This is a genomic window from Marilutibacter chinensis (genome assembly GCF_021725675.1).
In the GTDB taxonomy this organism is placed as follows: Bacteria; Pseudomonadota; Gammaproteobacteria; order Xanthomonadales; family Xanthomonadaceae; genus Marilutibacter; species Marilutibacter chinensis.
Map to the genome: position 1 here is coordinate 57072 of NZ_JAKJPO010000004.1, position 24863 is coordinate 81934.

The following is a 24863-nucleotide window of genomic DNA, read 5'->3' on the forward strand; positions in this document are numbered from 1 at the left end:
TCCACGATGCTCGACTCCCTCCGCCGAAAGCTCGAAGCCCTGGTCGAACGCCGCGAGGAGCTCGAGCGCCTGCTGGCCGACCCCGGAGTGATCGGCGATGCCACGCGCTTCCGCTCGCTGTCGCGCGAGTTCGCCCAGCTCGAACCGGTCGCGCTCGCATTGGCCGACGAGGCCCGCGCCCGCGAGGACCTCGCCACCGCCGAGGCCATGCGGGCCGATCCTGAGCTGCGCGAGCTGGCCGAGGAGGAGATCGCCTCGGCGAACGCCCGCCTGGAGCGCCTGGACCGCGAACTGCTCGCGCACCTGGTACCGAAGGACCCGCGCGACGAGGGCGACCTGTACCTGGAAGTCCGCGCCGGTACCGGCGGCGACGAGGCGGCGATCTTCGCCGGCGATCTGTTCCGGATGTATTCGCGCTATGCCGAGCGCCAGGGCTGGCGGGTCGAGGTCGAGTCCGCGAACCCCGGCGAGCACGGTGGCTTCAAGGAGGTGATCGCCCGCATCGAGGGCCGGGGCGCGTATTCGAAGCTGAAGTTCGAGTCCGGCACCCACCGCGTGCAACGGGTGCCGGAAACGGAGTCGCAGGGCCGCATCCACACCTCGGCGGCGACGGTGGCGATCATCCCGGTCGAACCGGAGGGCGAACCGATCGTGATCAGCCCGGCCGACCTCAAGGTCGACACCTTCCGCTCCAGCGGCGCCGGCGGCCAGCATGTCAACAAAACCGACTCGGCGATCCGCATCACCCACCTGCCGAGCGGAATCGTGGTCGAGAGCCAGACCGAGCGCAGCCAGCATGCGAACCGCGACAAGGCGATGAAGCGATTGCAGTCGATGCTGGCCGAGGCGCAGGCCGCGCAGGCCGCCGCCGCCCAGGCCGAGACCCGCAAGCTGCAGGTCGGCAGCGGCGACCGCAGCCAGCGCATCCGCACCTACAACTTCCCGCAGGGCCGGATCACCGACCACCGCGTCGAGGGGCTCACCCTGTACGACCTGCCGAACATCGTCGAGGGCGACCTCGATGCGCTGATCGGACGTCTGCAGGCCGAACACCAGGCCGACGAACTCGCGCGCCTGACCGCCGCCTCCTGAGCCCGCACGCCGACCCGACCCGGCCCGGTGCAGGAGCGGCAGGAGCGGGTGAGCCGCGGTTGGCGCCTTCCATGAAAACCTCATCGCGGCTCACGCCGCTCCCAGGCCATGGAGGCGTGGGTCGCGGACGGAGGCGTGGCGGCGCAACGGTGGGACCCGCGGGGTTACGCAACAGACTTCGGGATGCCCGGGCGCAGCCCGGGATCGCCGCTTCTACAATGGCGGCTCCGACCGCCGCCCCGCTGCACCCATGACGACGACGATCCGCCGCGCCACGCTGACCGAGCTGGACACCCTAGTCCCGCTGTTCGACGCCTACCGGCGCTTCTACGGCCAACCCGGCGACCTCGCACGGGCCCGCGACTTCCTGCAGCAGCGTTTGAAGCATGGCGAGTCCACGATCCTGCTGGCGCGCCTCGACGACGCGCCGGCCGGCTTCGCCCAGCTCTACCCGATGTTCTCGTCGGTGCGCACCGCGCGGTTGTGGATCCTCAACGACCTCTATGTCGACGAGGCCGCGCGCCGCCGCGGCGTCGCCCGTGCGCTGCTGGAAACCGCCGAGCGCTTCGCCCGCGAGTCCGACGCCGCCGGGCTGGTGCTGGAAACCGCGCGCGACAATCTCGCTGCGCGCGCGCTCTACACGGCGGCCGGCTGGCACGAGCAGGCGACACAGTGGTACGGGTTGGCCTTCGACAGCGATGCGGATTCCGAGTCGCTGTTCGTCTATGGCACGCTGCAGGATGCGCAGGTGCAGCGGCGCCTGTTCGGGCGCACTCTCGCCGGCAGCCCCGATGCGCTGCCCGGCTACCGGCTGGACTGGCTCGAGGTCCGCGACCCGGCGGCGGTCGCCGCCAGCGGCATCGTCCGCCATCCGATCATCCATGCGACCGGTGCGGATTCGGACCGGGTACCGGGGCAATGCCTCCGACTGAGCGCAGCCGAGCTCGCCCACGCCGATGCCTACGAGGGCGACGACTACCGTCGCGTGCAGGTCACCCTCGCTTCCGGCGCCCGAGCCTGGGTCTATGCGGCCCCGTCGCTGGCGTCGGCATGAACGATCCGCGCGCCGCCCTGCAGCAGCGACTGCGGCAGAACCCGGGCGATGCACTCGGCTGGATCCTGCTCGGCGATGCGGAACTGGAGGCCGGCGACGCCGGCGCCGGCGAGGCCGCCTGCCGCCGTGCGCTCGCACTCGCGCCCGGACATCCGGAGGCGCTGGCCCGACTCGGTCGCGCGCAATCGATGCTGGGCCGCCACGGCGAGGCTGCCGACAGCCTGCGCGCCGCCGCCGGCGCCGCGCCGGATCATCCGGGTATCCAGGTCTGGCTCGCGCATGTGCTGGAGGACACCGGCGAGGCCGAAGCCGCCGCCGACGCCTACGCCCGCGCCCACGCGCTGGCGCCGGACGAGCCGCTGCTGGCCGCCTATCTGCTGGCCTGGCGCCGCAAGCTCTGCGACTGGCGTGAACTCGACCGCCTCGCGTCGCAGGTCCGCGCCGCAGTCGCGCGGGGCCACGCGGCGATCGAGCCGTTCGCCTTTCTCAGCGAGGACGCCGGCCCGTCCGAGCAGCTGCAATGCGCGCGCCTGCGCGCCGCGACGATTGCCCGCCAGGTGCGCCCGCTGCCGCCGGCACCGCCCCGCGCCGGCGATGGTCCGGTCCGCGTCGGCTTCCTGTCCAACGGGTTTGGCGCCCATCCGACCGGGCTGCTGACCGTTGCGCTGTTCGAAGCGATCAACACCGGCCAGCCGGATATTGACGTCCACCTGTTCGCACTCAACCGCGACGACGGCAGCGCGATCCGCCAGCGTCTGGCGACGGCGACCCGCCTTCACGACGTCGCCGGTCTCGCCCACCGCGAGATCGCCGGGCGCATCCGCGACACCGGCATCGACGTGCTGTTCGACCTGCGCGGCTGGGGCGGCGGTGGCGCACCCGAGGTGCTGGCGATGCGTCCGGCGCGGGTGCAGGTCAACTGGCTCGCCTATCCGGGCACGTCGGGCGCGCCGTGGATCGACTGGGTGCTCGCCGACGGCTTCGTGCTGCCATCGGCGCTGGAACCGCATTTCAGCGAGCGCGTCGTGCGTCTGCCGCGCTGCTTCCAGCCTTCCGATACCCGCCGCGGCATTCCGCCGGCGCCGACGCGCGCCGCGTGCGGGCTGCCGGACCGCTCCGGTCGCGTCGACGGCATCGTCTACTGCTGCTTCAACAACAGCTACAAGCTCAACCCCGCCAGCGTCGACCGGGCCCTCGCGGTGCTGGCACGGGTCCCGGGCAGCGTGCTGTGGCTGCTGTCCGGGCCCGGTCGCGCGGATGCGCGCCTGCGCGCGCATGCGCAGGCGAACGGCATCGATCCGGCGCGGCTGGTGTTCATGCCCAAGCAGCCGCACGCCGACTACCTCGCCCGTCTGCAACTGGCCGACCTGTTCCTCGACACCGGCCCCTACAACGCCCATACCACTGCTTCGGACGCGCTCTGGGTCGGCTGTCCGGTTTTGACACGCCCAGGCGGGACCTTCGCCGCGCGCGTCGCCGGCAGCCTCAACCATCACCTGGGGATGGCGTCGATGAACGCCGACAGCGACGCCGCCTTCGTCGATGCCGCGGTGCGGCTCGGCCACGATCCGGAAGCGCTCCACGCCTTGCGCGCCGAAGTGGCGCGTCGTCGCGACGAAGGCGGGCTGTTCGACATGGGCGGTTTCGCGGCCGATTTCGCCGTCGCGGTGCGGCGGATGGCCGGGATGGACCGCGGCACCGCGGTCCTGCGCTGAGCGGCCTACATGCGCGCCGCTAGCTGCGGTCGACGATCCGGCTGATCCGTCCGTCGGCGAACTCGAACTCGGACTGCCCGGTCATCTCCAGCACGGTGCCGGCTTTCGGGCCATCGGGAATGTCCGCGGCCAGCACGCCGCGGTAGGCGATGTCCACGACCACCCGATCCGCGTGGTCGCGACGCGCGGTCACCCGCTGCTCGCGCTCGCTGAACAGTGCCGCGGCATGCCCGGCGAGCTGACGGAACGCCTCGATGCCGTGCGCCTGCGCGGTCAGCCGTCCCGCGGAGAAATTCTCGAACCGGACATCCGGCGCGAGCACGGCCAGCATGCCGTCCACGTCGAACGCGTTGTAGGCCGCGATGTAGCGGTCGATCAGTGCCTGCCTGGCGCGGGTGTCATCCATCGCTCCGCCCGCTCCCGTCGCGCTCCCCCGATACCTCCGCCGGACGCTGCGGATGATCGCTGCCGCCGGCGTAATCGTCGAGACGGCCGTAGCGGTAGCGATAGATCAGCCTCCTGATGCCGCCGCTGCCGAGCATCAGGACCATCGCGATCAACAGCTGCGCACCGGTCGCCGCCATGCCGGCGACGTGTTCGCCGAGCAACTCGACGTCCACGACGTCCATCTGCCCGAGCCTGAACCAGAACGTCAGCCAGTACACCCCATCGGCGAGCCCGGTAGCCAGGAACCACAGTCCGATCAGGGTGATCCCGATCGAAAACGCGGTCGACGCATCCAGCGCCTGCTCCGAACGCGGTTCGCGCATCACCGGCAGCAGCTTGCGGGCGACGGTCAGCGGAAAGAACCACAGCAGGCCGATGATGCACAGGGCGAAGGCGGCCACCAGCAGGTACAACCAGAACCAGGTGCCGCCGCCGGGCTGCGATATCCCGACCACCATCCCGGGGATGTTGCCGATGGTGACGAACAGGATGTAGACCGCGAAAAGCCGCGTCGCGACCGCGATGAAGTCCTCTCTGCTCATTTCCCCTCCTCGTGTGGTTCCGGCCCACCGCCCCGCGACAGCACAGGCGGCCGGAAAGCGGCACATGCCGTGCCGTCCCGCTGCGACCCCATGCCGGTATTCCTCCGGCTCGCGCTAGCCTGCGGCAAGCGCAAGGATCGGAACATACAACGCATAGACGGTCACCGGCACGACCGCGAACAGGCCGACCATCCCGACCAGCAGCGGCGCCTTGCCACGGTGGTCGCTGCCGGGCCGGGCGAACCACGCCAGCATCACCAGCACCGGCAGCAACCACACCACCGCGCCATGGTCGACAAGCAGGCGGGTGAGGACCGGCAGGCTGGCGCCGAAGGAGTCGTAGACGCCGACGAAGTACGGCGTCGCGGCTGTCGGAACCGCCGCGGCGAGGATCGCGCAGAACAGCCCCACCGTCATCCCTATCCGATCTTTCCGCGTCGTCATGACGTCCTCCCTGAGCTGTTCATGGTTGCGCGTCCGGGTCGCGTCGCGTGCCGTGCCCGAACCGGACTTTACCGTCGTGGGACCGGAGACGACACCATCGCGCATCATTCCTGCACGATATTCCTGCACGATGCCGGGCCGGCAGACGCGTTGCCGGTATCTCCTTCGCCACCGCATGCCGGCGTCGAGGCGGAAGCGGCCCTTCGGGTGCGGCCTTTCGTCAATGGATGCGGGTCCACTCGGTACCGTCGAACCGCAGCACGTCCTGGGCACCGATCGACCACAACACGCCATCGGCGGCGCTGAGGTGATGGCAGGTCGAAGGGATGTCGCAATCACCGAAGTCGACCGGCACAAGTCGCCCGTCGACCAGCCGGTACAGCATCTCCATGGTCGACAGGTACAGGCTGCCTTCGAACCAGGCCAGCCCCCAGATGTCCTCTTCGGTCGCGCCATGGTCGATCAGGCGCCACTGGTTTCCGCGCCCGGCGACCAGGACCCCCTCGCTGCCGGCGGCGTAGACGGTGCCGTCCGGCGCGCACACGACCTTGTACAGCGCCCGCCCGGTCGGGCTGTCGAGCTGCTGCCATTGCATGCCGTCGAACGTCCAGATCTCGCCTTCCCAGCCGACGGTGTAGATCTCGCGGGTCGAATAGCCGTCAACGGATTCGAAGCTGCGCTCGAGCAGTTCATCGGAATCGTCGTCGCCCCAGATGTCCAGGCGCGTCCAACGACCGGGAGCATCGCGGCGATATAGTTGGCGGCAGGTGCCGGCGGCGTACAGCATGCCGCCCGATGCGTCATCGGCGATCGCCCTCAGCTCACGGATGTAACCGCGCGTCGACGGCGGCGGCAAGGCCGGGTCGAACACCTCCCCCGAGATCTCTCCACCGCCGCACATCCAGCTGCCGCTTCCCTTGCGTTCCATCAGCACGAACTTCTCTTCCGGCAACTGGCAGACCGCCGCCGAGCCGGCCAGCCAGTCGAGGTCGTACCCGCCCCAATCGCCCTGGTCGATGACGATCACGCGGGTGTGCGCGACCCCCTCCTCGATCAGCGCGTCGTCGGTCGCCAGCAGGTAGGCCAGATCGTGGTAGCGGACCACGCCGCCGATGATGCTGTGGCCTTCGAGAAATCCTTCCATCGGTAGCGCTCTCCAGTCGATCCGGGGTAAATGTTCGATACGCGCAGGGCCGCGCCCCGGCAGGCTTGCGGCTAGTCGATGCGACGCCAGCGGCGGCCGTCATACGCCAATACGTCCTTGGCGGCGATGCTCCACAGCACGCCATCGGCCGCGCTGAGATGGAAGCAGCTCTTGGGGCGCAGCCGGCCGAAAGCGACCGGCTGCAGGCGGTCGTCATCGAGCGTGTACAGCCCCCCGTGACTGGCGACGTAGAGGGTGTCCTGGAACCAGGCCAGGCTCCAGAAATCGTCGCCGGGGCCGCCATGCGCGATGACCTCCCATCGCCTCCCACGACCACGCAACAAGGTTCCGGCCTGGCCGCAGGCATAGACATGGCCATCGCCCGCGCAGCACAGCGCGGTCAGTATCTTGTCGGTGGGGCTGTCGGCCTGGACCCAGCGCTTGCCGCCGTAGTGCCAGATCTCGCCGTCCAGTCCGGCCGCATAGAGGTCCTTTCGGTCGAAGCCGGCAATGGCCTCGAAGCCGACGACGCGCGTATCACCTGCGGCCGGCCTGGCGCCGGTGTCCATCGCCCGCCAGTCGTCGACGCCGTGGCGGCGGTAGACCTGGCGTCCGGCACCACAGGCATGGGCGACGCCGTCGACCGCGCAGACACCGCGGATCGGACCGCGGCCGCCGACCCCATTCCTTCCGGAGGGCAGGCGCTCTTCGTGCGTATCGCCCGAACCGATGCAGATGACCTCGCCTCCGTTGCCGATGAACAGTGCCTGTTCGATCGGTTCGTGGACCACGGTGGCGGCGACCACGGCCCAGGGCTGCACGTCTTCGCCTTCGTCCCCGACCCGCCACAGGCCCGCGTCCCACTCGGTGATGTAGCTGTGGGCCACGCCTCGCGCCTGGGTCTCGTCGGACACCGAGGCGATGTAGACCAGGTCGTGATAGCGGACCACGCCGGTCACGTGGGAGAACAGCCTGGACCAGGGTTGCGGTTGCGTCATTCGAAATCCCTTCTGCACCATGCGGCCGCGGACATCCTGGAGCGGCGCCTCGCCAGCGAAAGAAAAGCGGCCACCCGAGACGGGTGATCCGGCCCCATGGCCGGCGCCGCCCGTGCTCTCGGCGAGACCGGTTCGCACCGTCGCGTTCCGACGCCATGGCGCCATGCCATGCATCCTCGGCATGCCACGACGAACGGCGATCATCCATGGTGGATGCGCGCCACGCAAGGCGTCCCGGGCATGCCTCATCAAGTCCGATCCGCAACCGGCGACGCGTGGTTCCGCGCATGCAGGTGCAGCCGGTCCACCCGCTTTCGTTCTCCTGCCGCGCATCCGGCAAACCGGCGTGGGCACCGATCCGGGTCACCGTGACCTCCCGCAGGGTTCATGGAGCCGCGCGCCGACTACGATGCCGGCATGAAGAACATCGTGCTCAGCCTCGCGCTTGCCGCCCTCACCCTTACCTCCCACGCCCGCGCCCAGGACTGTCCGGACATCGCGCCGTACCAGCCCGCGCGCGAGGTCATCGCCGACCTGACCCGGATCGTCGCGCCGAACGGCGTGCAGGAGTCCTACGCAACGGAAATCGGCGGCATCGAGCAGTACGTCAATGTCCGGGGCCAGGACCGCGACAACCCGGTGATCCTGTTCGTGCACGGCGGGCCCGCATCACCGCTGACGCCGAGCCTGTGGCAGTTCCAGCGACCGCTGGAGGAATACTTCACGATGGTCACCTGGGATCAGCGCGCGGCCGGGCGGACCTTCAACCTCTCCGACCCGGACCCGATCTCCGATACGATCCGCATCCCGCGCTACATCGACGACGCGATCGAGGTCGCCGAGCATGTCCGCAGCCGCTACGGCAAGCGCAAGCTGATCCTGATGGGACACAGCTGGGGCACGATCGTCGGTATGGGCGCGGCGCTGAAGCGGCCGGATCTGTTCCACGCCTACGTCGGCATCGGCCAGGTGATCGACGTGCAGGAGAACGAGCGGATCAGCTTCGACTATGCGCTCGAGCAGGCCCGCAGACACGGCAACGCCGAGGCGGTGCGGGCGCTGGAGGCGATCGCACCCTACCCCGGCGACACTCCGCTGACCCGCGATCGCATCGTCACCGCGCGGATCTGGGCGCAGCACTACGGCGGCATGAGCGCGTTCCGCGACGAGACCAACCTGTATTTCTACCGTGCCGGCCGGCTGTCGCCCGAGTACGACGCCGCCGACGTCTGCGCGATCAACCGCGGCAACATGTTCACGCTCGGCCGCATCCTCGACGCGTTCCTGGAAACCGACTACAGCGGCGTCTCCCGCTTCCCGATCCCGGTGGTGATGCTGATGGGCCGTCACGACTACACCACGCCGTCGCAGCCGACCGCGAACTGGCTGGATGCGGTGGAAGCGCCGTACAAGCGCGGCATCTGGTTCGAGCGTTCCGCGCACATGGTGCCGTGGGAGGAGCCGGGCAAGACCCTGGTCAGCCTGCTGGAGACGGTGCGGCCGATCGCGATCGGAAGCGAGGCCGCGACGCAGACGGAGAGCGCCGCAGCCCGCGCGACCGCCCGGGGCCGCGATACCGGAGGCGGCGTCCGGTAGCCCCGCCCGGTCGCCGGGGGCTGCCGTCGGGCCGCCGATCCCACGCCGATCGGTTAGGCTCGGCGCATGACCGCCACCCCCGACTTCATCCCGCTCTCGCTGTGCGTGCTGACCGTGTCCGACAGCCGCACGTCCGCCAACGACACTTCCGGCGACTATCTGGCCCGGGCGTTGACCGACGCCGGCCACCGGCTTGCCGGACGCGCCCTGCTGCCGGACGACAAGTACCGGCTGCGCGCCACGGTTTCGCAATGGATCACCGATGCCGGGGTCGACGGGATCCTGGTCACCGGCGGCACCGGCTTCACCGGCCGCGACTCCACTCCCGAAGCGCTGCTGCCGCTGCTGGACAAGCGGATGGACGGATTCGGCGAGTTGTTCCGGGCGCTCAGCTTCGAGGAAATCGGCACCTCGACCCTGCAGTCGCGCGCGTTCGCCGGGCTCGCCAACGGCACCTTCCTGTTCGCCCTGCCCGGCTCGACTTCGGCCTGCCGCACCGGCTGGGAAAGGATCATCAAGGCACAGCTCGACGCCCGCACCCGTCCATGCAACCTTGCGAACCTGAAGCCACGACTGAAGGAGTAGCCCGATGGCCATCGACCAGACCCTGCGCCTGCTGGCGCGTGCCCGTGGCCTGAGCGTCAGCGACATCGCGACCGCGATCCCGCGCGCCGGCGTCAACACGGTCAACGCCTGGCTGAGGGGCGACAAGCTGCCCGGACAGGATCAGCTCGACGCGCTGGCGCGGACCTTCGGCGTACCCGCCGGCGCTCTGCTGGCGGAGCTGGCCAGCAGCCTCGACCCGGCGCGCACGGCGGGCGAACACGACCTGCTCGCCGCCTACCGGGCGCTCAACACCCGCCAGCAGGGCGCCCTGCTCGAGGTCGCACGCGGGATGGCCGGGCATCCGTCGCCGCGCGGGCGCGCCGTCCGCAAGGCCACGAGGAAGAAATCCTGAGCGAGACCGGAGCGCGCGCAGCCGTTGAGGAGAAGGGCACGATGAAGAAGAAGGAATACGAGGAAGCACTCGAACCGCTGCAGCTGGAACTGGCCACCGTCGCGCGCTGGCTGCGACACACCGGCAAGCGCCTGCTGGTGCTGCTGGAAGGCCGCGACACCGCCGGCAAGGGCGGCGTGGTCGGCGCGATCAGCGACCACCTCAACCCGCGCCAGTGCCATACCGTCGCCCTGCCCAAGCCGAGCGAACGCGAGGCCGGCCAGTGGTACTTCCAGCGCTACGTGCCGCACCTGCCGGCCGCCGGCGAGATCGCGCTGTTCGACCGCAGCTGGTACAACCGCGCCGGCGTCGAGAAGGTGATGGGCTTCGCCAGCGACGCCGAGGTCGAGCTGTTCCTGAAACAGGCACCGGTGTTCGAGAAGCTGCTGGTGGACGACGGCATCCTGCTGTTCAAGTACTGGCTGTGCTGCGACCAGGAGAAGCAGGAGGAGCGATTCGCGGAGCGGGCGGAGGATCCGCTGAAGCGCTGGAAGCTCTCGCCGATCGACCTGAAGGCGCGCGAGAAATACGATGCCTACACCGAGGCGCGCGAGGCGATGCTGGCGGCGACCCACACCGGGCACGCGCCGTGGACGCTGGTCGACTTCAACGACCAGAAGCGCGGACGCCTGACCCTGATCCGCGACCTGCTCGACCGGCTGCACGAACGCGAGGTTCCGGTACCGGAGATCGAGTTCCCGCCTCTCGGCCATTCGCCGCTGGAAGAGCGCTACCGGGTGCTGAAGCCGATCCGCAATTACGGGGACTGATGCGCCCGCTCCCGCTGGCGGCCTGCCGGCAGCCATGCCGGCGCCGGCGAGGCACTGGCCGGGCAGCCCGCGAATGGCGCGTAACCTTTTCCGCCCGCATCCGAACCGGTGAACATCGGCACCGGGACAACCGCCGTCCCCGCCTCCACAGGGAGAAACCGGACATCGCCGCAGGCATCGCGACGGCAGGGATTCCCGCGTCGGCAGACGTTTTTGCGGGCATGCGGCGACGACGTCATCATGGGCACCATCGTTCCCTTCGCGCGGACATCCCCGCCTTCGATGTCCCCTGAGCCCACCACGACCGGCACCCGGCCGCACGGCGACCGTCACGACCCGCGGGCCGATGCGGTGCCGTGGGAGCGGCTGATGCAGCTGGCGCAGGGCGGTGACCGCGCCGCCTATCACGCGCTGCTGGAGTCGATCGTGCCTTACGTGCGCGCGATCGCCCGCCGCCATCTCGGCGCGGGCGAGGACACCGAGGACGCGGTGCAGGAGATCCTGATGGTCGTCCACGGCATCCGTCACACCTACGAGCCCGGGCGCCCGTTCAAGCCGTGGCTGGGCACGATCGCGAGCCGTCGCTGCATCGACCTGCTGCGCAAGCGCACGCATCGGCTGCGACACGAGTTCGACGACTTCGACGCGCTACCCGAACATCTGCTCGCCCGGCAGGACGACGATGCCGCCACGCCGCTCGATGCGGCCAGCCGCGCCGAATCGGCGCGGGCGCTACGCGAAGCGGTCGACGCCCTGCCGGAACGGCAGCGCGAGGCGGTGCGCCTGCTGCGTCTGAAGGAACTGTCGCTGGGCGAGGCCGCCGAGCACAGCGCGCAGAGCACCGGTGCGCTGAAGGTCGCATACCACCGCGCACTGAAATCGCTGCGCCGGACGCTCGGAAATACCGGCGAAGCACCGGACCGGAACCACGATCGGAAACAGGACGACACCCCCAGCAATGCAGGCCGCCGGAATGACTGACACCGATCGCCTCATCGACCACCTGGCATCACGCGGCACGCGCGTGCGGCCGCTGGCCTCGCCGCTGCGACGGACGCTGTTGTGGCTGACGCTGGCGGCGCTGGTGCTGACGGCGATCGTGGCCGTCGGCGGACTCCACCCGGGCGCACTGCAGGCCTTGCGGGCTCCGGCGCCACGGCTGGAGTGGATCGCGAGCGTGCTGGTCGGCGTGCTCGCGGCATATGCGACATTCCAGGTCAGCGTGCCCGGGCGCTCGCCGCGCTGGGCGCTGCTGCCGCTGCCGGCACTGGCGCTGTGGCTGGGCGGGATGGGCTGGGGCTGCCTGCAGGAGGTCGCCCGGCTCGGTCCGGCGGCGCTCGCCCTCCATGCCGGCAGCGCCGAATGCGCCCAGGCGATCGCGCTGACCAGCCTGCCGCTGAGCCTGGTGATGCTGCTGCTGGTACGTCATGCCGGCGTGGTGCGCCCGGCGATCACCGCCACCCTCGCCACCCTCAGCACCGCGGCGCTGGCCTCGGCCGGGGTCGGCCTGATCCATGCCGGCGAAACCATGCTGATGGTGCTGCTGTTCCATTTCGGGATGGTGGCGGTGCTGAGTGGCCTGAGCCTGGTGTTCAGCCGCCGCCTGTTCGCCTGGATCGGCTACGCGCCGCGGTGACGGTCGCGTCGTCGTTCATCGATCCACGCGCGCCCGCGCGACCGGACGGTCCCCTCAACCGACGGTAAAACCGGCGCCCGCCTCGTCTTCTCCGGCCGCCTCGCGCCGGACCGAGGCCACCCGCGCCAGCGGCGGCCCGTGCTGCAGCCAGTGATCGAGCCGGTCGATCGCCCCGGCGTCTCCGACGGCAAGCACCTCGACCCGGCCGTCGGCGAGGTTGCGTGCATGCCCGCGGAGACCGAGCTGCTGCGCCTGTTCGCAGGTGGAGGCACGGAACCAGACCCCCTGCACCTGGCCTTCGATCCAGAAGCGCGCCGCGGCCATGCGCCTACCTTCCTCCGCCGCTGCCGGACCCGGCGTCGACCGCCTGGCCGATACGGCCGATCGCCGATTCGATGTCCTGCGCGGTGACCGGACCGAGGAACCGGTCGGCGACACGGCCATCCGGCGCGATCAGGTAGGTCATCGGCAGGCCGCGCGGCGTCTCGAAGTCGGCGGGCGGATCGTAGGTGTCGATGATCACGACCGGGTACACGACCGGGTGCTTCTCGAGAAAGGCCTTCATCTCGGCGACCTCGATTTCCTCGTAGGCCAGGCCGACCACCTCGATGTGCTCGCGCATCGCGTCGAGCGCCGACAGTTCCGGCATTTCCTTCAGGCAGGGCTTGCACCAGGTCGCCCAGAAATTCACCACCACCCAGCGGCCGCGATGTTCGGCCAGGTCGTACGGCGTGCCGTCGACCGCGACACCCTTCAGCTCCGGGCGCTCGACGGTGATGTTGCCGCCGGCAACGTCGTCTGCACCGGGATCGGAGACGGCCGGTTCTTCGTCGGCCACGGCGGCCGCACCGTCGTCCGTGGCCGGTTCCGGAGCGCGCTGGCAGGCACCCAGCAGCAGCAGGCCGGCCAGCAGGGCCAGCGGCGGCATCCACGTGCGAAAACGGGAAAAACATCCGTACATCGATTCAGTCCTCTTCATCGGCGTAGATCGTGCCCACGCGGCGTTTCAACAGGTCCCGCAACGGCATCCGCAGATCGTCGATCGCGGCGATGACCGAGCGGCCGAGTGCGTCGTCGCGGCACGGAAGGTGTGCCTCGGCGACCGGAATGCGCAGCTGGCAGGCCGCATACAGGTCGGCCAGGTTCAGGCGGTCGAGGTCGCGGGTGAGCAGCCATTCGCTTTCCTCGGAGCGGCGCACGACGCCGATCGCTTCGAGCTGGCCAAGCATCTGCTGCACCAGATCGTCGGTCAGGATCGGCTCCAGTGCGAGGATCTGGTCGCTGTGCAGGCCGCGGCCGTCCCTGCGCGCCTCTTCGAAGCGGCCGAGCAGGCGCAGCAGGCCGTAGATCTCATAGCCTTCAGGCAGCCGCAGGCTGACCGGCTGGTAGCGGAACGCGGACACGGCCGAGGCGACCGAAGCCCCCAGCAGTACCGACAGCCAGCCCAGGTAGATCCACAGCAGGAAGATCGGCAGGAAGGCCAGCGCGCCGTAGATCCTCGAATACGCGTTGAAGCTCCCCAGATACAGACCGAATCCCCATTTGATCGCCTCGAACAGCAGCATCGCGATCAACGCGCCGGCCAATGCGTGCCGCCAGTGCACGGTGCGGTGCGGTACGACGCGGTAGATCGTGGTGAAGGCGAACAGCTCGATCAGCATCGGCGAAAGCCGCAGCGCGAGCCCCTGCAGCACGTGACCGGTTTCCGTGGCGAAGATCGACAACGCGAAGAAACGCGCCGACAGCGCCAGACTCGCGGCGGCCAGCATCGCGCCGAGGGTCAGTACGGTCCAATAGATCATGAAGCGGGTCAGTTGCGGACGCGCCGACTGGACCCGCCAGATCCGGTTGAAGGTCGCCTCGATGCCGTTGAGGGTGATCAGCAACGAAACCACGAGGGCGATCACGCCGGCAGCGGTGAGCTGGCCCGCGTTGTCGGAGAGCTGGCGCAGGTACTTGGCCACCGAACTGGCGGCGCTGGGCACGAAGTTGGTGAAGACGTAGTCGGTGAGCCGGTCGCTCCATTCCGAGAACACCGGAAACGCCGACAGCACGCCGAACACCACCATCGACAGCGGCACCAGCGCGAACACGGTGGTGTAGGCCAGCGCACCGGCGGCCTGGAACAGGTTGTCGTCGAGCACCCGGCGGCCGACGTACTTGAGGAAGGCAATGTTGCGGGCGCGATCCTGCAGGCGCTCGCCCAGCCGGTTCAGGGAATCCAGTGGCTCCATGGACCGTGAGGGTAACCGATGGCGGCGCAAGGCCGCCTCGACACGACGGCGGGCGCCGCATCCGGCGGCGGCGATCGCCGGGGTCGCGCTATCCTGTGCCGCCCGTTCCGACGCCCAAGGCCGCCGCCACCGATGTCCGAGATCCTCGTCCTGTATTACAGCCGCGGCGGTTCGGTTGCCCGTCTCGCCCGCCAGATCGCCCGGGGCGTGGGCGAGGTCGAGGGCATGTCGGCGCGACTGCGGACGGTACCGCCGGTCGCGGCGGTGACCCAGACCGCGGCGCCGCCGGTACCGGAAGACGGCGCCCCCTACGTCGAGGCGTCCGACCTCGACGAATGCATTGGCTTCGCGTTCGGCAGCCCCACCCGGTTCGGCAACATGGCCGCACCGATGAAGCACTGGTTCGACGGCCTCGGGGCGCAATGGGCGAGCGGTACCCTGGTCGGCAAGCCGGCAGCGGTGTTCACCTCGACCGCGACGATGCACGGCGGCCAGGAGGCGACGCTGCTGAGCATGCAGGTGCCGCTGCTGCACCACGGCTGCGTGATCGTCGGCATTCCCTATACCGAGCCGGCGCTCAGCAGCACCCGCGGCGGCGGCACTCCGTACGGCGCCAGTCATGTCTCGGGCAGCCATGACGACCCGCAGCCGAGCGACGAGGAAGCGGCGCTGGCGCGTGCGCTCGGGCGGCGGCTGGCGGTCATCGCACGGAAGCTGACGTCATGACCGCGACGCCCAGGCGCGGCCTGTCCGGCCTGCTGCTGGCGCTGGCGCTGGTCTATGCGGGCTGGTTCCGCGACGACGCGCACCGGTCCGTGGCGATGGCCCTGTTCGCGATGCCGCCGCTGCTGCTCGCCATCGGCAGCTGGCGCGGCAGCCGCCATGCGGTGTTCTGGTCGGGCGTGTTCGGACTGGGCTGGTTCTGCCACGGCGTGATGATCGCGTGGGCGCACCGCGAGCAGGCGCTGTGGGCGTGGGCGGTGATCGTGCTGTCGGTCGCGATCATCGTGGCCGGCAGCCTGCCCGGCCTGCGCGCGCGCTTCGGCCGCGGTCGCGGGCACTGAGCGCCTTATAATCCGCGCCAACCCGTTTCTCCCGGCTCCCGACACCCCATGGACCAGCTCTGCATCGTCACCACCGGCGGCACCATCGACAAGATCTACTTCGACGACAAGTCGGACTACCAGATCGGCGAGCCGCAGATCGGCGGTATCCTGCGTGAGCTCGGAGTCGCGTTCCGCTTCAACGTGATCCCGATACTCCGCAAGGACTCGCTGCACATCAGCGACGACGACCGCGAACTGATCCGCGCGACCATCGCCGCGCAACCGGCCCGGCACGTGCTGGTTACCCATGGCACCGACACCATGGTCGCGACCGCCAAGGTGCTCGCCAGCCTGACCGACAAGACCATCGTGCTGACCGGTGCGCTCAGCCCGGCGCGCTTCCGCGGCTCCGATGCGGAGTTCAACGTCGGCTGTGCGGTGGGGGCGGTGCAGGCGCTGCCGCCGGGCGTCTACATCACCATGAACGGCCGTATCTGGGACCCGACCCGCGTCCGCAAGAACGTCGAAGCCAACCGCTTCGAGGCGATCTGACCCCAGCCCGCGACGCGGCACGGCCGGAGTCTCTTCAAAAAGAACCCCGGCCTGGACCGGGGTTCGCCCACCGAAGTCTGGTGGAGAGAGACGATGGAAATACCGGTGGAAGCACCGCGCCGGCCCACATCCGGGTCGATCGGCCTGGGCAGGGCCGGCGAATGCTTCCGGTATCGCGTCCTGCATTGCGGAAGTCCGGCCCGCACGTCCGTGTGCTGACTGCATGGCGATCTCCTCTGCCCGGACCGGCTTCCCGGTGGGGCTACCGCCGAAGCGATCACCCCACCGCACCGCCTTCCATGACGGCAACTGACAGCGACGTCCTGCCGCCCGTCAGAAGGTGACGCTCCAGCTGTTGATGTAGCCGGTGTCCTGGCTGGCGTTGTCGTTCACGCGCAGCTTCCAGGTGCCGTTGAGCGGTTCGCTGGACAGGTTCAGCGTGTAGGTGCCGATCACGTTGTCGCCGCTGCCGCCGCTGCGGTTGTGGATGTTGTAGGTGCTGCCGTCCGGCGCGACCAGGTCGACCTTCAGATCACCCTTGTAGGTGTGGCGGATGTCGACGTCGACCGAGGCGCTGCTCGGCGCGTTGCCGCTGCGACCGGACACGCTGATCGGGCTTTCGACCGTGGCGTTGTCGTTGATCGTGTAGTCGGTGGTGTTGCTGTAGGTCTGTGCGCCGCCACCGCCGCCGGTGCTGTAATCGCCCACCAGGCTGACGCCGGAGAAGCTGCTGTACGCGCGCAGCGACACGTGCCAGGTACCAGCCGCCGGCGAGGCGAAGCTGCAGGTCTCGCTGTTGCCGCCCTTGTACGGACGGCAGTCATAGCTGGAGGTGGTCGGCTGGCTGCCGTGCTTCACGTACAGGTCGGCATCGCCGGTGCCGCCGGAGATCGTGAAGCTCAGGTTCGACGCGCCGGAGGGCACTTCCATCGTGTAATGGACCCAGTTGCCGCTGCTGGCCGACAGCCCGGTCACCGGCACGCCCTTGGTCAGGGTGTTGCCGGTCGGGGGCGGTTCGGTGCTACCACCGGCAGCCGCGTCGACCGCGGCCTTGGCGTCGACGATTCCGTTGCCGATTGTCTGGTCGGGGTTCGACGGGAACGCGCGCAGCGTGCTCTTCAGGGTCGACTCAACTTCGGCCGGGGTCATCGGCGACGACGCCACCGACTGCATCAGCGCGACCACGCCGGCCACGTGCGGGGCCGCCATCGAGGTGCCGGCCATGCACTTGTAGTTCTCGCTGGTCGGCGTGGTGGTGCCGGCGTTGCCGGTGGACACGATCAGCGTGGTGCAGTCCGGGCTGTCGCCGCCCGGTGCGGCCACGTCGATCAGGCTGCCGTAGTTGGAGTAGCTGGCACGGCCGCCGGTCTTGTTGGTCGCCGCCACGCTGATCACGTTCGAGCAGCTGGCCGGGCTGAAGTTGGCGACGTTGGCGTTGCTGTTGCCGGCCGCGACCACCACGGTGGAGCCGCGGTTGACCGCGGCATTGATCGCGTTCTGGTAGGTGGTCGAGCAGGAACCGCCGCCGCCGAGGCTCATGTTGATCACCTCGGCCGGGTTGGCGTTGGCCGGGACGCCGGAGACGCTGCCGCCCGACGCCCAGGTGAGGCCGTCGACGATGTCGGAGGTATAGCCGCCGCACTTGCCGAGCACGCGCACCGGCACGACCTTGGCGTTGTAGGCGGCACCGATCACACCCTTGCTGTTGTTGCCGACCGCGGCAACGGTGCCGGCGACGTGGGTGCCGTGCCAGCTGGAATCGGCCGCCGGGTGGCTGCCGCCGCACTCGTTGGCGCCATACCAGTCGCCCTCGTCGTTCGGGTTGCTGTCGCGACCGTTGCCGTCCCGCGCCATCGACGAATCGCTGATGAAGTCATAGCCGGGCAGGACGTTGGCGTCGAGATCGCTATGGGGGGCGATGCCGGTATCGATCACGGCGACCACCACGCCGGTGCCGTCGGCGCTGTCCCAGGCCTGGTTGGCCTTCATGCCGCCGGTACCGTCCTGAAGGCCCCACAGGTAGGTCGCGTAATGGGTGTCGTTCGGCGTCATCAGCGGCTTCATCAGCTGATCGACCTCGACGTACTCGACGTTCGGGTCGGCGGCGATCTGGCGCATCAGGGTTTCGGCCTCGGCGCGGTCGAGCCGGCGGTCGGCGCGGACGATGTCGGCGCCCATGCTCATCCGGCGCAGCCGCTGCAGGCCCAGGCCCTTGCCGTTGCCGCGCAGGCCGGAGCTGGAGGCGGCGCGGTTGAGCGCGTTCTGCACGGTGGTCGCCTGGGCGGAGGCGCCGTCGCGGTACTTGACGATGAAGCGGTCGTTCGGGCCGTCCGACTGCACGGTGGCGATATTGACGCGGTCGGCCGCAGAAACGGCGAACGACGAGGACAGAGCGATCACCGTGGCTGCAGCGAGTGCATTCAGGCGGACGGACCGTTGTTTGCGTGACATGCTGATGTAACCCCCAAAGAGTAGCGTTGTTGTGTGCGCCGCCGGATCTGGCCGGACGACGGATGGGAACAACTGCCGGGCCGCGAAACCGCGGCGAGGCGACACCCGGGGGCTTCGGTGCCCGCTCCCGCGTCATGGGTTCGCGAGGACGGGCAAGGATGAACGGATGTCGCGACTGCCGACCCGGGCGGCCGGCACCGTCCGGAGTCAGGCCTCATTCAGACGACCTAGAAGCGCCAACGTCGGCAAAGCCGCACCCCCCTACCTCGACAGGCAGGAGATCTCGGATACGTGACGTGAATCACGCGGACGGGGTGATGCGCGGGGCGCGGCATGGGGGCCGGCCAGCGGAGGACCCGGGGCGGAGTCAGCGGGAGCGCGGGCGCCGGGAAGAAGACGACGGCCGCGGCTTTGGGATTCGGGATCGGCAGGCAGGACCGCAGCATCCGCGTCGCCGGGACCTGCGCTGCGAGCCGGACGGCTCCACCGCTCAGAGCATTCCGGTCTCGAGCCGGGCCGCCTCGGACATCATGTTGCGGCTCCACGGCGGGTCGAAGACCAGCTCGACGTCGGCCTCGGCCACGGTCGGAATCATCTCCAGCTTGCTGCGCACGTCGTCGACCAGGATGTCGCCCATCCCGCAGGCGGGTGCGGTCAGGGTCATCCGGACCTCGATCAGGCGTTGTCCTTCGCCGGAAGCATGCGGTTTCACGTTGGCCTCGTAGATCAGGCCAAGGTCGACCACGTTGATCGGAATTTCCGGGTCGAAACAGGTGCGCAGCTGCTGCCAGACCAGGCGTTCGACCGCTTCGTCGTCGGCGCCTTCCGGCAACTCCAGCGGCGGCGGCGGCTCCTTGCCCAGCGCATCGGCGTCCTTGCCCGCGATCCGGAACAGGTTGCCCTCGATGAAGACGGTGTAACTGCCGCCGAGCGCCTGGGTGATATAGCCGATGCTGCCCGCAGGCAGGTTGACGTGCTCGCCCTGGGGCACCAGGACGGCGGCGCAGTCGCGCTCGAGGCGGACGGGTTCGCTGCTTCGGGAATACATGCCGGAAAGATTGGGGTGCCGGGGCGGGAGGCAAGGACCTTCCATTTTACCGGCGCGGGCGGCAGCGCGCGCGTTCGTGCCGGGGGGCATGCGGGGGTGGGCCCGTATCAAAGCCGACGCTGCCGTCCGCTATGCTGTCCGGCTTGTGTGCCTGCCTTCTGCCCATGCCCGCCAGCGTCCGCCAGTCCCCGCCCGAACAGACCACGCCCAGCCGCCTGCAGCAGCAGCTCCGGGGAGGGTTGCTGATCCTGCTGAGCGTGGTCGCGCTGGTGATGCTGTGGGTACTGCTGAACCTGTATACCGGGCACCTGCACAGCTGGATGGCCGTGGTCGCCGCGCTCGACCTGGCCTGGATGCTGCGTTTCGGTGGATGGCGCCGCGGCGGCGCACGCGCACTGGTCGGGCTGGCCGCCACGGCGCTGGTGGTGGTGGTGGCCCAGTGGTTCATCATCGCCACGCAGATCGGTGCGCAGATCGGGCTCACGCCGCTGGAGTCGGCGCTCAAGCTCGGCATCCACCATGCGTGGACCCTGGCCCGTCTCGCCAACGGCCCGTGGGAGCTGGGTTGCATCGTGGTCGCCGCGCTCGTGGCGGTGCTGGCCTCGCGCTGAGCCCGCCTCCTGGACCGGCGGCGGGACCTCAGCGTGCCGGCACCGCCTCGTCCATGCATTCGGCGAACAACTGCAGCGCCGCGTCGATCTCGGCCAGCGGCATGCCGGCATAGCCCATCAACAACCCCTGGCGGGCCGGCGGCTGCAGGTAGAACGGCGCGATCGGGTGCAGGCCGAGGCCGCGGCGCGCGGCGGTCGCAATCAGGCGTTCACCCTGCGCGGGGGTCGCATCGCGCAGCCACGCGACCAGATGCATGCCGGCGTTCGAGTCGGCGATCTCGATGCGTTCGCCCAGGCGCCGGGCCAGCCCCTGCAAGAGCGCCGCGCGCCGCTCGCGCAACGCCTTGGAGGTCCGCCGCAGGTGACGCTCGAAGCCGCCGTCATCGATGAAACGCGCCAACGCGGCCTGCTCCACGCTCGAGGAGCCGAAGTCCTCCGCCCACTTCGCGCTGATGAAATCCTCGCGCAGCCCCGGCGGCATCACCAGGTAGCCAAGCCGCAGCGCCGGGAACATGGCCTTGGAGAAACTGCCGACGTAGACCACGCGGCCGCGGCGGTCGAGCGACCGCAATGCCGACAGTGGCCGAGCGTCGTAGCGGAACTCTCCGTCGTAATCGTCCTCGAAGATCCAGCCGTCGTGCGCATGGACGTAGTCCAGCAGCGCCTGCCGCCGCGGCAGCGACAGCACCGCGCCGGTCGGGAACTGATGCGAGGGCGTCACGCAGACCAGCCGCGGGGCCGGCATCGGCAACATGTCGACCCGCAGGCCTTCGCCGTCCACCGGCACCGGCTGCAACCTCGCGCCGTGGATCTGCAGCACCTCGCGGATCGCGAAATACTGGGGCTCCTCGATCGCGGCAGCGGCGCCGGGGTCGAGCAGGACCCGCGCGGTCAGCGCGATCGCCTGCTGGGTGCCGTTGACGATCAGCACGTCGTCGGCCGCAACCTGCACGCCGCGCCGACGCCCCAGATAGCCCGCCACTGCCTCGCGCAACGCCGGAAGCCCCTGGCTCGGCGGATAGGACGGCGCGGTATAGCGGGCGGCCCGCGACAGCTCCCGCGCCCAGGCACTGGTCAGTGCCGGATTGGTCATCGGCACGCCGTACTGGAATGCGTAGCGGGTACCCGGCACGGTACGGCCGGGGATGCGGGCGTGATCATGGAAACGGCGCAGGCGACCCGCGTGGACCGACTGCGGCGGCAGCACGCGGCTCCCCGCGGGCGGGACGGCCCGCTCGCCCTCCACTGCCCGTTGCGCCTGCAGCCCGGGCGCGACGTAACTGCCGGATCCGACCTTTCCGCGCAGGAACCCCTCGGCTTGCAGCTGCTCGTACGCGGCCAGCACGGTGTTGCGGGACACCTCCAGCTCGCGCGCCAGCAACCGCGTCGGCGGCAACCGTTCGCCCGCGGCCATCCGTCCTTCGAGCATCGCCGCCTTCAGCGCGCGGGTCAGCTGCGAATGCAGCGGGCCATGTCCATCCATTTGCAGATGCAGGAGCAATGCCGCGTCCTCCTCGTGCGGGGCCGGCCCTAGGACCGGCTTCCATTGGCACCACCAAGGTAGCAAGTATGGGCTCTTCATGGAACCAATATGCGGAGCGATGCTGCGACGACCGGACCGCTCCCCCTCCCCCGGACGGTCCGGTCCCCACTGAACAAGACAAGGAGTTCCCGATGAAAGCTGCCCGGTCCCCGCGGATCCCATCGCCGGCGCATCGTGCCCGGCTGGTCCTGTCCGTCGCCCTGCCGCTCGCCGCAGCGCTCGCGACCCCGGCGCTGGCGGATCCTGCCGCGCACGCGCAATGCAAGCGCATCCGCGCCGATCTGGTCGAGGTCAGTGCGACCGAAGGCTGCAACCCCGGCCTGGGTTCATGTTTCCTCGGCGAGGTCGACGGCAACCATGGCCTCAACGGCACCACCCATTTCAAGTCCGACAGCGCCGCGACCGGGCCTTCGACATCGCCCGGCTTCATCTCCTACGGCGGCGCGTTCGAGTACCGCACGGCGCATGGCACGCTGTTCATGCGGGAAACCGGCGTCACCGACCCGGCCGTGGTCACCGCCTACCAGCGGATCGACCACGGCAGCGGCCGCTTCGAGGGTGCGAGCGGCCATTTCTTCGTCAGCGGCACCAAGTCCGGTGACGGCGTGATCACCACCGAGGTGACCGGGGAACTGTGCCTGGCGCGCGGACGGCACTGAACCAGCCGCCCGACGGCGGCGCTAGTGGCCGCCGTCGAGCGCCTTGAGCTCCGAGACCAGCGCGCTGGCCATCTCCGCGCCGTCGCCGTACAGCATGCGGGTGTTGTCGGCGTAGAACAGCGCGTTCTCGATGCCGGCAAAGCCCGTGCCCTTGCCGCGCTTGATCACGATGGTGTTCCTCGATGCGGACACGTCGAGGATCGGCATGCCGTAGATCGGACTGGCCGGGTCGGTCTTCGCGACCGGATTGACCACGTCGTTGGCGCCGATCACCAGCGAGACGTCGGTGTTCGGGAACTCGGGATTGATGTCGTCCATGTCGGCGATCAGGTCGTACGGCACTCCGGCCTCGGCCAGCAGCACGTTCATGTGCCCGGGCATGCGCCCGGCGACCGGGTGGATCGCGAACTTCACCTTGACCCCGCGCTCGGTCAGCTTCTGGGTCAGCTCCCAGATCTTGTGCTGGGCCTGCGCCACCGCCATGCCGTAGCCGGGCACGATCACCACGCGCTCGGCGAACGCCATCATCGCGGCGACATCGCCCGCCTCGATCGGCTTCTGTGCACCGGTGATTTCCTGCGCCTCGCCACCCGCGCCGAAGTTGCCGAACAGCACGTTGCGGATCGGCCGGTTCATCGCCTTGGCCATCAGCCGGGTCAGCAGCATGCCGGCCGCGCCGACCATCATGCCGGCGATGATCAACGCCTCGTTGCCGAGCACATAGCCCTCGAACGACACCGCCAGCCCGGTGAAGGCGTTGTACAGCGAGATCACCACCGGCATGTCGGCGCCACCGATCGGCAGCGTCATCAGGATGCCGAGCGCCAGCGCGACGACGACGAAGGCGACGATCCAGGTCGTCGACAGCGTGCTCACCGCGAGCACGCCGAGCACCACCAGCGCCGCCGCGACCAGCAGGTTGAACAGCTGTTGGCCCGGAAACACGACGCGGCGGTCGAGCCGGCCGTCGAGCTTGGCCCAGGCGATCACCGAGCCCGACAGCGACACCGCACCGATCGCCGAGCCGAGTATGGCCAGGACGATCACCGTGAGAAGAGGCGTGTGTGAAGCCAGTTGGGTCGCATCGCCACCGAACAAGTTCTGGTCCACCACCGTCTGGAGGGGATGGGCGCCGGCGCTCATTTTGAGCAGCTCGACCGCGCCGATCGCCGCCGCCGAGCCGCCGCCCATGCCGTTGTAGAGCGCGACCATCTGCGGCATGTCGGTGATCGCGACCTTCTTGCCCGACACCCATGCCAGCACCGTGCCCAGCACCAGCGCGGTCACGATCAGTCCCAGGTTGTGCAGGTCCGGCAGCAGGAAGGTCGCGGCGGTCGCGATGATCATGCCCCAGCCGGCCCAGCGGATGCCGCTGCGCGCGGTCATCGGCGAGGCCATGCGCTGCAGGCCGAGCAGGAACAGGGTGGCGGCGACGAAGTAACTGGACGATGCCAGCAGCACCTGCATGCTCATGCCCCGCCCCCGGCCTTGCCGGCGTCGCGGCCCGCGGGTTTGCGGCTGCTCTTGAACATCTCCAGCATCCGCTCGGTCACCACGTACCCCCCGGCCGCGTTGCCGGCGCCGAGCAGCACCGCGACGAAGCCGATCGCCTTCTCCACGGTCGTGTCGGCATGGCCGAGCACCACCATCGCGCCGATCAGCACGATGCCATGGATGAAGTTGGAACCGGACATCAGCGGCGTATGCAGGATCACCGGCACCCGCGAAATGATCACGTGCCCGGCGATCGCCGCCAGCATGAAGATGTACAGCGCCACGAACCCGTCAGCCATCGTCCATCCCCCGCGCAAGGTCGGTCATCGACCCCGGCATCATAACCGCCGATGAACCGGCGCCGTCCAGTGGCCACGGCGGCTGTCAACCGTACTCCGGCGCAAGCGTTGTCTTCCGCGCAGGGCCGACCTGCCCATCGAGGAGACCGCCATGAAGCATCCGCCGCCCACGCTCCCCGCGGTGCTGCTGGGCGCATTGCTGCTGACCGCCGCCGCAGGCGCGCAGGCCGGCGACCGCATCGAACGCCGGCTCGACCGCCACGGCGACCGCGTCGAACACCGTCTGGACATGCGTGGCGACCGCATCGACACGCGTCTGGACCGGCGCGCGACCGCGTGGGACGCTCGCGGTCACCATGGACGGGCGGCACACCTGGACCGCAAGGGCGACCGGATCGATGCGCGGCTCGACCGCCATGGCGGCCGCGTCGACGCGCGACTCGACCGTCGCGGCGCGCGCCACGACCGACGCTGGGACCGCCGCCACTGAG

28 protein-coding genes and 1 pseudogene are annotated in these 24863 nt (G+C 69.6%); 15 read left to right on the forward strand and 14 right to left on the reverse strand.

Going from position 1 to position 24863, the window contains the following annotated elements; all coding sequences use genetic code 11:
* Positions 1–6: 6 nt before the first annotated feature.
* From prfA to L3V18_RS08725, 3 genes are all read left to right on the forward strand, one after another.
* Complete coding sequence (gene prfA, locus L3V18_RS08710) at positions 7–1092, forward strand: peptide chain release factor 1 (RefSeq protein ID WP_237054298.1); 1086 nt, start codon at positions 7–9, stop codon at positions 1090–1092.
* A gap of 250 nt (positions 1093–1342) precedes the next feature.
* Entirely contained in the window at positions 1343–2146 is an 804-nt protein-coding gene (locus L3V18_RS19335; RefSeq protein WP_343226324.1) for a GNAT family N-acetyltransferase, read from the forward strand.
* Positions 2143–3861 (forward strand): O-linked N-acetylglucosamine transferase, SPINDLY family protein, encoded by a 1719-nt coding sequence (locus L3V18_RS08725; RefSeq protein ID WP_237054299.1) that lies wholly within the window; start codon positions 2143–2145, stop codon positions 3859–3861. The genes L3V18_RS19335 and L3V18_RS08725 overlap by 4 nt, the downstream gene beginning before the upstream one ends.
* A gap of 19 nt (positions 3862–3880) precedes the next feature.
* Here L3V18_RS08725 and L3V18_RS08730 read toward each other — a convergent pair whose 3' ends face one another.
* The 5 genes from L3V18_RS08730 to L3V18_RS08750 all read right to left on the reverse strand — a co-directional run bounded on the left by L3V18_RS08730 (position 3881) and on the right by L3V18_RS08750 (position 7436).
* Positions 3881–4267 carry a nuclear transport factor 2 family protein gene (locus L3V18_RS08730; RefSeq protein ID WP_237054300.1) on the reverse strand — a complete coding sequence of 129 codons (387 nt, stop codon included), beginning with the start codon at positions 4265–4267 and terminating at the stop codon, positions 3881–3883.
* Positions 4260–4850, reverse strand: a complete 591-nt coding sequence (locus L3V18_RS08735) for a hypothetical protein (RefSeq protein WP_237054301.1) — start codon at positions 4848–4850, stop codon at positions 4260–4262. Before L3V18_RS08735 ends, L3V18_RS08730 begins: the two co-directional genes overlap by 8 nt.
* Positions 4851–4964: 114 nt before the next feature.
* Entirely contained in the window at positions 4965–5294 is a 330-nt protein-coding gene (locus tag L3V18_RS08740; RefSeq protein ID WP_237054302.1) for a hypothetical protein, read from the reverse strand.
* Between the two features lie 220 nt (positions 5295–5514).
* A complete protein-coding gene (locus L3V18_RS08745) occupies positions 5515–6438 on the reverse strand; it encodes a beta propeller repeat protein (RefSeq protein ID WP_237054303.1) in 924 nt (307 codons plus the stop codon).
* Positions 6439–6509: 71 nt separating this feature from the next.
* On the reverse strand, positions 6510–7436 hold the full coding sequence (locus tag L3V18_RS08750) for a WD40/YVTN/BNR-like repeat-containing protein (RefSeq protein WP_237054304.1): 927 nt from the start codon (positions 7434–7436) through the stop codon (positions 6510–6512).
* Positions 7437–7823: 387 nt separating this feature from the next.
* Between L3V18_RS08750 and L3V18_RS08755 the strand changes: the two genes are divergently transcribed.
* From L3V18_RS08755 to L3V18_RS08780, 6 genes are all read left to right on the forward strand, one after another.
* Positions 7824–9032, forward strand: coding sequence for an alpha/beta fold hydrolase (locus tag L3V18_RS08755; protein WP_237054305.1), 1209 nt, complete (start codon positions 7824–7826; stop codon positions 9030–9032).
* Positions 9033–9098: 66 nt separating this feature from the next.
* Entirely contained in the window at positions 9099–9617 is a 519-nt protein-coding gene (gene moaB, locus L3V18_RS08760; RefSeq protein WP_237054306.1) for a molybdenum cofactor biosynthesis protein B, read from the forward strand.
* A 4-nt stretch (positions 9618–9621) separates the two neighbouring features.
* Positions 9622–9990 (forward strand): helix-turn-helix domain-containing protein, encoded by a 369-nt coding sequence (locus L3V18_RS08765; protein ID WP_237054307.1) that lies wholly within the window; start codon positions 9622–9624, stop codon positions 9988–9990.
* Positions 9991–10031: 41 nt separating this feature from the next.
* Entirely contained in the window at positions 10032–10799 is a 768-nt protein-coding gene (gene ppk2 / locus L3V18_RS08770) for a polyphosphate kinase 2 (RefSeq protein ID WP_237054308.1), read from the forward strand.
* A 282-nt stretch (positions 10800–11081) separates the two neighbouring features.
* Complete coding sequence (locus L3V18_RS08775) at positions 11082–11780, forward strand: sigma-70 family RNA polymerase sigma factor (protein WP_237054309.1); 699 nt, start codon at positions 11082–11084, stop codon at positions 11778–11780.
* Positions 11773–12435 (forward strand): NrsF family protein, encoded by a 663-nt coding sequence (locus L3V18_RS08780; RefSeq protein WP_237054310.1) that lies wholly within the window; start codon positions 11773–11775, stop codon positions 12433–12435. Before L3V18_RS08775 ends, L3V18_RS08780 begins: the two co-directional genes overlap by 8 nt.
* 54 nt (positions 12436–12489) lie before the next feature.
* Here the strand turns inward: L3V18_RS08780 and L3V18_RS08785 are convergent, their stop codons facing one another.
* The 3 genes from L3V18_RS08785 to L3V18_RS08795 are packed head-to-tail and all read right to left on the reverse strand — an operon-like array spanning position 12490 to position 14669.
* Entirely contained in the window at positions 12490–12759 is a 270-nt protein-coding gene (locus L3V18_RS08785) for an acylphosphatase (protein WP_237054311.1), read from the reverse strand.
* A gap of 4 nt (positions 12760–12763) precedes the next feature.
* A complete protein-coding gene (locus tag L3V18_RS08790; RefSeq protein ID WP_237054525.1) occupies positions 12764–13363 on the reverse strand; it encodes a TlpA family protein disulfide reductase in 600 nt (199 codons plus the stop codon).
* Between the two features lie 37 nt (positions 13364–13400).
* Positions 13401–14669, reverse strand: coding sequence for a YihY family inner membrane protein (locus tag L3V18_RS08795; protein WP_237054312.1), 1269 nt, complete (start codon positions 14667–14669; stop codon positions 13401–13403).
* An 18-nt stretch (positions 14670–14687) separates the two neighbouring features.
* Between L3V18_RS08795 and wrbA the strand changes: the two genes are divergently transcribed.
* The 3 genes from wrbA to L3V18_RS08810 are packed head-to-tail and all read left to right on the forward strand — an operon-like array spanning position 14688 to position 16267.
* Positions 14688–15395, forward strand: coding sequence for an NAD(P)H:quinone oxidoreductase (wrbA, locus tag L3V18_RS08800; RefSeq protein ID WP_425493495.1), 708 nt, complete (start codon positions 14688–14690; stop codon positions 15393–15395).
* Complete coding sequence (locus L3V18_RS08805) at positions 15392–15733, forward strand: DUF2069 domain-containing protein (protein ID WP_237054314.1); 342 nt, start codon at positions 15392–15394, stop codon at positions 15731–15733. The genes wrbA and L3V18_RS08805 overlap by 4 nt, the downstream gene beginning before the upstream one ends.
* Before the next feature lie 48 nt (positions 15734–15781).
* A complete protein-coding gene (locus tag L3V18_RS08810; RefSeq protein WP_237054315.1) occupies positions 15782–16267 on the forward strand; it encodes an asparaginase domain-containing protein in 486 nt (161 codons plus the stop codon).
* 333 nt (positions 16268–16600) lie between these two features.
* On the opposite strand, the gene L3V18_RS08815 is transcribed toward L3V18_RS08810, so the two are convergent.
* The 3 genes and pseudogenes from L3V18_RS08815 to sufT form a co-directional block, all read right to left on the reverse strand.
* Positions 16601–16975, reverse strand: a complete 375-nt coding sequence (locus L3V18_RS08815; RefSeq protein WP_237054526.1) for a proprotein convertase P-domain-containing protein — start codon at positions 16973–16975, stop codon at positions 16601–16603.
* Positions 16964–18724 (reverse strand): annotated as a pseudogene (locus tag L3V18_RS08820) (S8 family peptidase); the annotation flags it as partial. The pseudogene L3V18_RS08820 and the gene L3V18_RS08815, both read right to left, overlap by 12 nt.
* A 484-nt stretch (positions 18725–19208) precedes the next feature.
* Positions 19209–19766 (reverse strand): putative Fe-S cluster assembly protein SufT, encoded by a 558-nt coding sequence (gene sufT, locus L3V18_RS08825; protein WP_237054316.1) that lies wholly within the window; start codon positions 19764–19766, stop codon positions 19209–19211.
* A 164-nt stretch (positions 19767–19930) separates the two neighbouring features.
* On the opposite strand from sufT, the gene L3V18_RS08830 reads away from it, so the two are divergent.
* Complete coding sequence (locus L3V18_RS08830) at positions 19931–20377, forward strand: hypothetical protein (RefSeq protein ID WP_237054317.1); 447 nt, start codon at positions 19931–19933, stop codon at positions 20375–20377.
* Positions 20378–20405: 28 nt separating this feature from the next.
* Here the strand turns inward: L3V18_RS08830 and pdxR are convergent, their stop codons facing one another.
* A complete protein-coding gene (pdxR, locus tag L3V18_RS08835) occupies positions 20406–21860 on the reverse strand; it encodes a MocR-like pyridoxine biosynthesis transcription factor PdxR (protein WP_237054318.1) in 1455 nt (484 codons plus the stop codon).
* 191 nt (positions 21861–22051) lie between these two features.
* Here pdxR and L3V18_RS08840 point away from each other — a divergent pair, with 191 nt between their 5' ends.
* Positions 22052–22579, forward strand: coding sequence for a hypothetical protein (locus tag L3V18_RS08840; protein ID WP_237054319.1), 528 nt, complete (start codon positions 22052–22054; stop codon positions 22577–22579).
* A 21-nt stretch (positions 22580–22600) separates the two neighbouring features.
* On the opposite strand, the gene L3V18_RS08845 is transcribed toward L3V18_RS08840, so the two are convergent.
* Together L3V18_RS08845 and L3V18_RS08850 are read right to left on the reverse strand one after the other, a co-directional pair.
* A complete protein-coding gene (locus L3V18_RS08845; RefSeq protein ID WP_237054320.1) occupies positions 22601–24052 on the reverse strand; it encodes an NAD(P)(+) transhydrogenase (Re/Si-specific) subunit beta in 1452 nt (483 codons plus the stop codon).
* Positions 24049–24372 (reverse strand): NAD(P) transhydrogenase subunit alpha part 2, encoded by a 324-nt coding sequence (locus tag L3V18_RS08850; RefSeq protein WP_237054321.1) that lies wholly within the window; start codon positions 24370–24372, stop codon positions 24049–24051. Before L3V18_RS08850 ends, L3V18_RS08845 begins: the two co-directional genes overlap by 4 nt.
* A gap of 151 nt (positions 24373–24523) precedes the next feature.
* On the opposite strand from L3V18_RS08850, the gene L3V18_RS08855 reads away from it, so the two are divergent.
* Positions 24524–24862: a hypothetical protein gene (locus tag L3V18_RS08855; RefSeq protein WP_237054322.1), complete on the forward strand. Its 339-nt coding sequence runs from the start codon at positions 24524–24526 to the stop codon at positions 24860–24862.
* Position 24863: the final 1 nt, after the last annotated feature.

Excerpts from the sequence above, each read along its gene's own strand:
- L3V18_RS08840 (WP_237054319.1), top strand. The coding sequence starts at position 22,052 with ATGAAAGCTGCCCGGTCCCCGCGGATCCCATCGCCGGCGCATCGTGCC.
- L3V18_RS08855 (WP_237054322.1), top strand. The coding sequence starts at position 24,524 with ATGAAGCATCCGCCGCCCACGCTCCCCGCGGTGCTGCTGGGCGCATTG.
- L3V18_RS08845 (WP_237054320.1), bottom strand. The coding sequence starts at position 24,052 with ATGAGCATGCAGGTGCTGCTGGCATCGTCCAGTTACTTCGTCGCCGCC.
- L3V18_RS08745 (WP_237054303.1), bottom strand. The coding sequence starts at position 6,438 with ATGGAAGGATTTCTCGAAGGCCACAGCATCATCGGCGGCGTGGTCCGC.
- L3V18_RS08790 (WP_237054525.1), bottom strand. The coding sequence starts at position 13,363 with ATGCCGCCGCTGGCCCTGCTGGCCGGCCTGCTGCTGCTGGGTGCCTGC.
- L3V18_RS08730 (WP_237054300.1), bottom strand. The coding sequence starts at position 4,267 with ATGGATGACACCCGCGCCAGGCAGGCACTGATCGACCGCTACATCGCG.
- pdxR (WP_237054318.1), bottom strand. The coding sequence starts at position 21,860 with ATGGATGGACATGGCCCGCTGCATTCGCAGCTGACCCGCGCGCTGAAG.
- L3V18_RS19335 (WP_343226324.1), top strand. The coding sequence starts at position 1,343 with ATGACGACGACGATCCGCCGCGCCACGCTGACCGAGCTGGACACCCTA.
- L3V18_RS08740 (WP_237054302.1), bottom strand. The coding sequence starts at position 5,294 with ATGACGACGCGGAAAGATCGGATAGGGATGACGGTGGGGCTGTTCTGC.
- L3V18_RS08725 (WP_237054299.1), top strand. The coding sequence starts at position 2,143 with ATGAACGATCCGCGCGCCGCCCTGCAGCAGCGACTGCGGCAGAACCCG.
- L3V18_RS08785 (WP_237054311.1), bottom strand. The coding sequence starts at position 12,759 with ATGGCCGCGGCGCGCTTCTGGATCGAAGGCCAGGTGCAGGGGGTCTGG.
- moaB (WP_237054306.1), top strand. The coding sequence starts at position 9,099 with ATGACCGCCACCCCCGACTTCATCCCGCTCTCGCTGTGCGTGCTGACC.
- wrbA (WP_425493495.1), top strand. The coding sequence starts at position 14,688 with ATGGCGGCGCAAGGCCGCCTCGACACGACGGCGGGCGCCGCATCCGGC.
- L3V18_RS08810 (WP_237054315.1), top strand. The coding sequence starts at position 15,782 with ATGGACCAGCTCTGCATCGTCACCACCGGCGGCACCATCGACAAGATC.
- L3V18_RS08805 (WP_237054314.1), top strand. The coding sequence starts at position 15,392 with ATGACCGCGACGCCCAGGCGCGGCCTGTCCGGCCTGCTGCTGGCGCTG.
- L3V18_RS08735 (WP_237054301.1), bottom strand. The coding sequence starts at position 4,850 with ATGAGCAGAGAGGACTTCATCGCGGTCGCGACGCGGCTTTTCGCGGTC.
- L3V18_RS08795 (WP_237054312.1), bottom strand. The coding sequence starts at position 14,669 with ATGGAGCCACTGGATTCCCTGAACCGGCTGGGCGAGCGCCTGCAGGAT.
- sufT (WP_237054316.1), bottom strand. The coding sequence starts at position 19,766 with ATGTATTCCCGAAGCAGCGAACCCGTCCGCCTCGAGCGCGACTGCGCC.
- ppk2 (WP_237054308.1), top strand. The coding sequence starts at position 10,032 with ATGAAGAAGAAGGAATACGAGGAAGCACTCGAACCGCTGCAGCTGGAA.
- L3V18_RS08765 (WP_237054307.1), top strand. The coding sequence starts at position 9,622 with ATGGCCATCGACCAGACCCTGCGCCTGCTGGCGCGTGCCCGTGGCCTG.
- L3V18_RS08775 (WP_237054309.1), top strand. The coding sequence starts at position 11,082 with ATGTCCCCTGAGCCCACCACGACCGGCACCCGGCCGCACGGCGACCGT.
- L3V18_RS08830 (WP_237054317.1), top strand. The coding sequence starts at position 19,931 with ATGCCCGCCAGCGTCCGCCAGTCCCCGCCCGAACAGACCACGCCCAGC.
- L3V18_RS08750 (WP_237054304.1), bottom strand. The coding sequence starts at position 7,436 with ATGACGCAACCGCAACCCTGGTCCAGGCTGTTCTCCCACGTGACCGGC.
- L3V18_RS08755 (WP_237054305.1), top strand. The coding sequence starts at position 7,824 with ATGGAGCCGCGCGCCGACTACGATGCCGGCATGAAGAACATCGTGCTC.
- L3V18_RS08780 (WP_237054310.1), top strand. The coding sequence starts at position 11,773 with ATGACTGACACCGATCGCCTCATCGACCACCTGGCATCACGCGGCACG.
- L3V18_RS08850 (WP_237054321.1), bottom strand. The coding sequence starts at position 24,372 with ATGGCTGACGGGTTCGTGGCGCTGTACATCTTCATGCTGGCGGCGATC.
- prfA (WP_237054298.1), top strand. The coding sequence starts at position 7 with ATGCTCGACTCCCTCCGCCGAAAGCTCGAAGCCCTGGTCGAACGCCGC.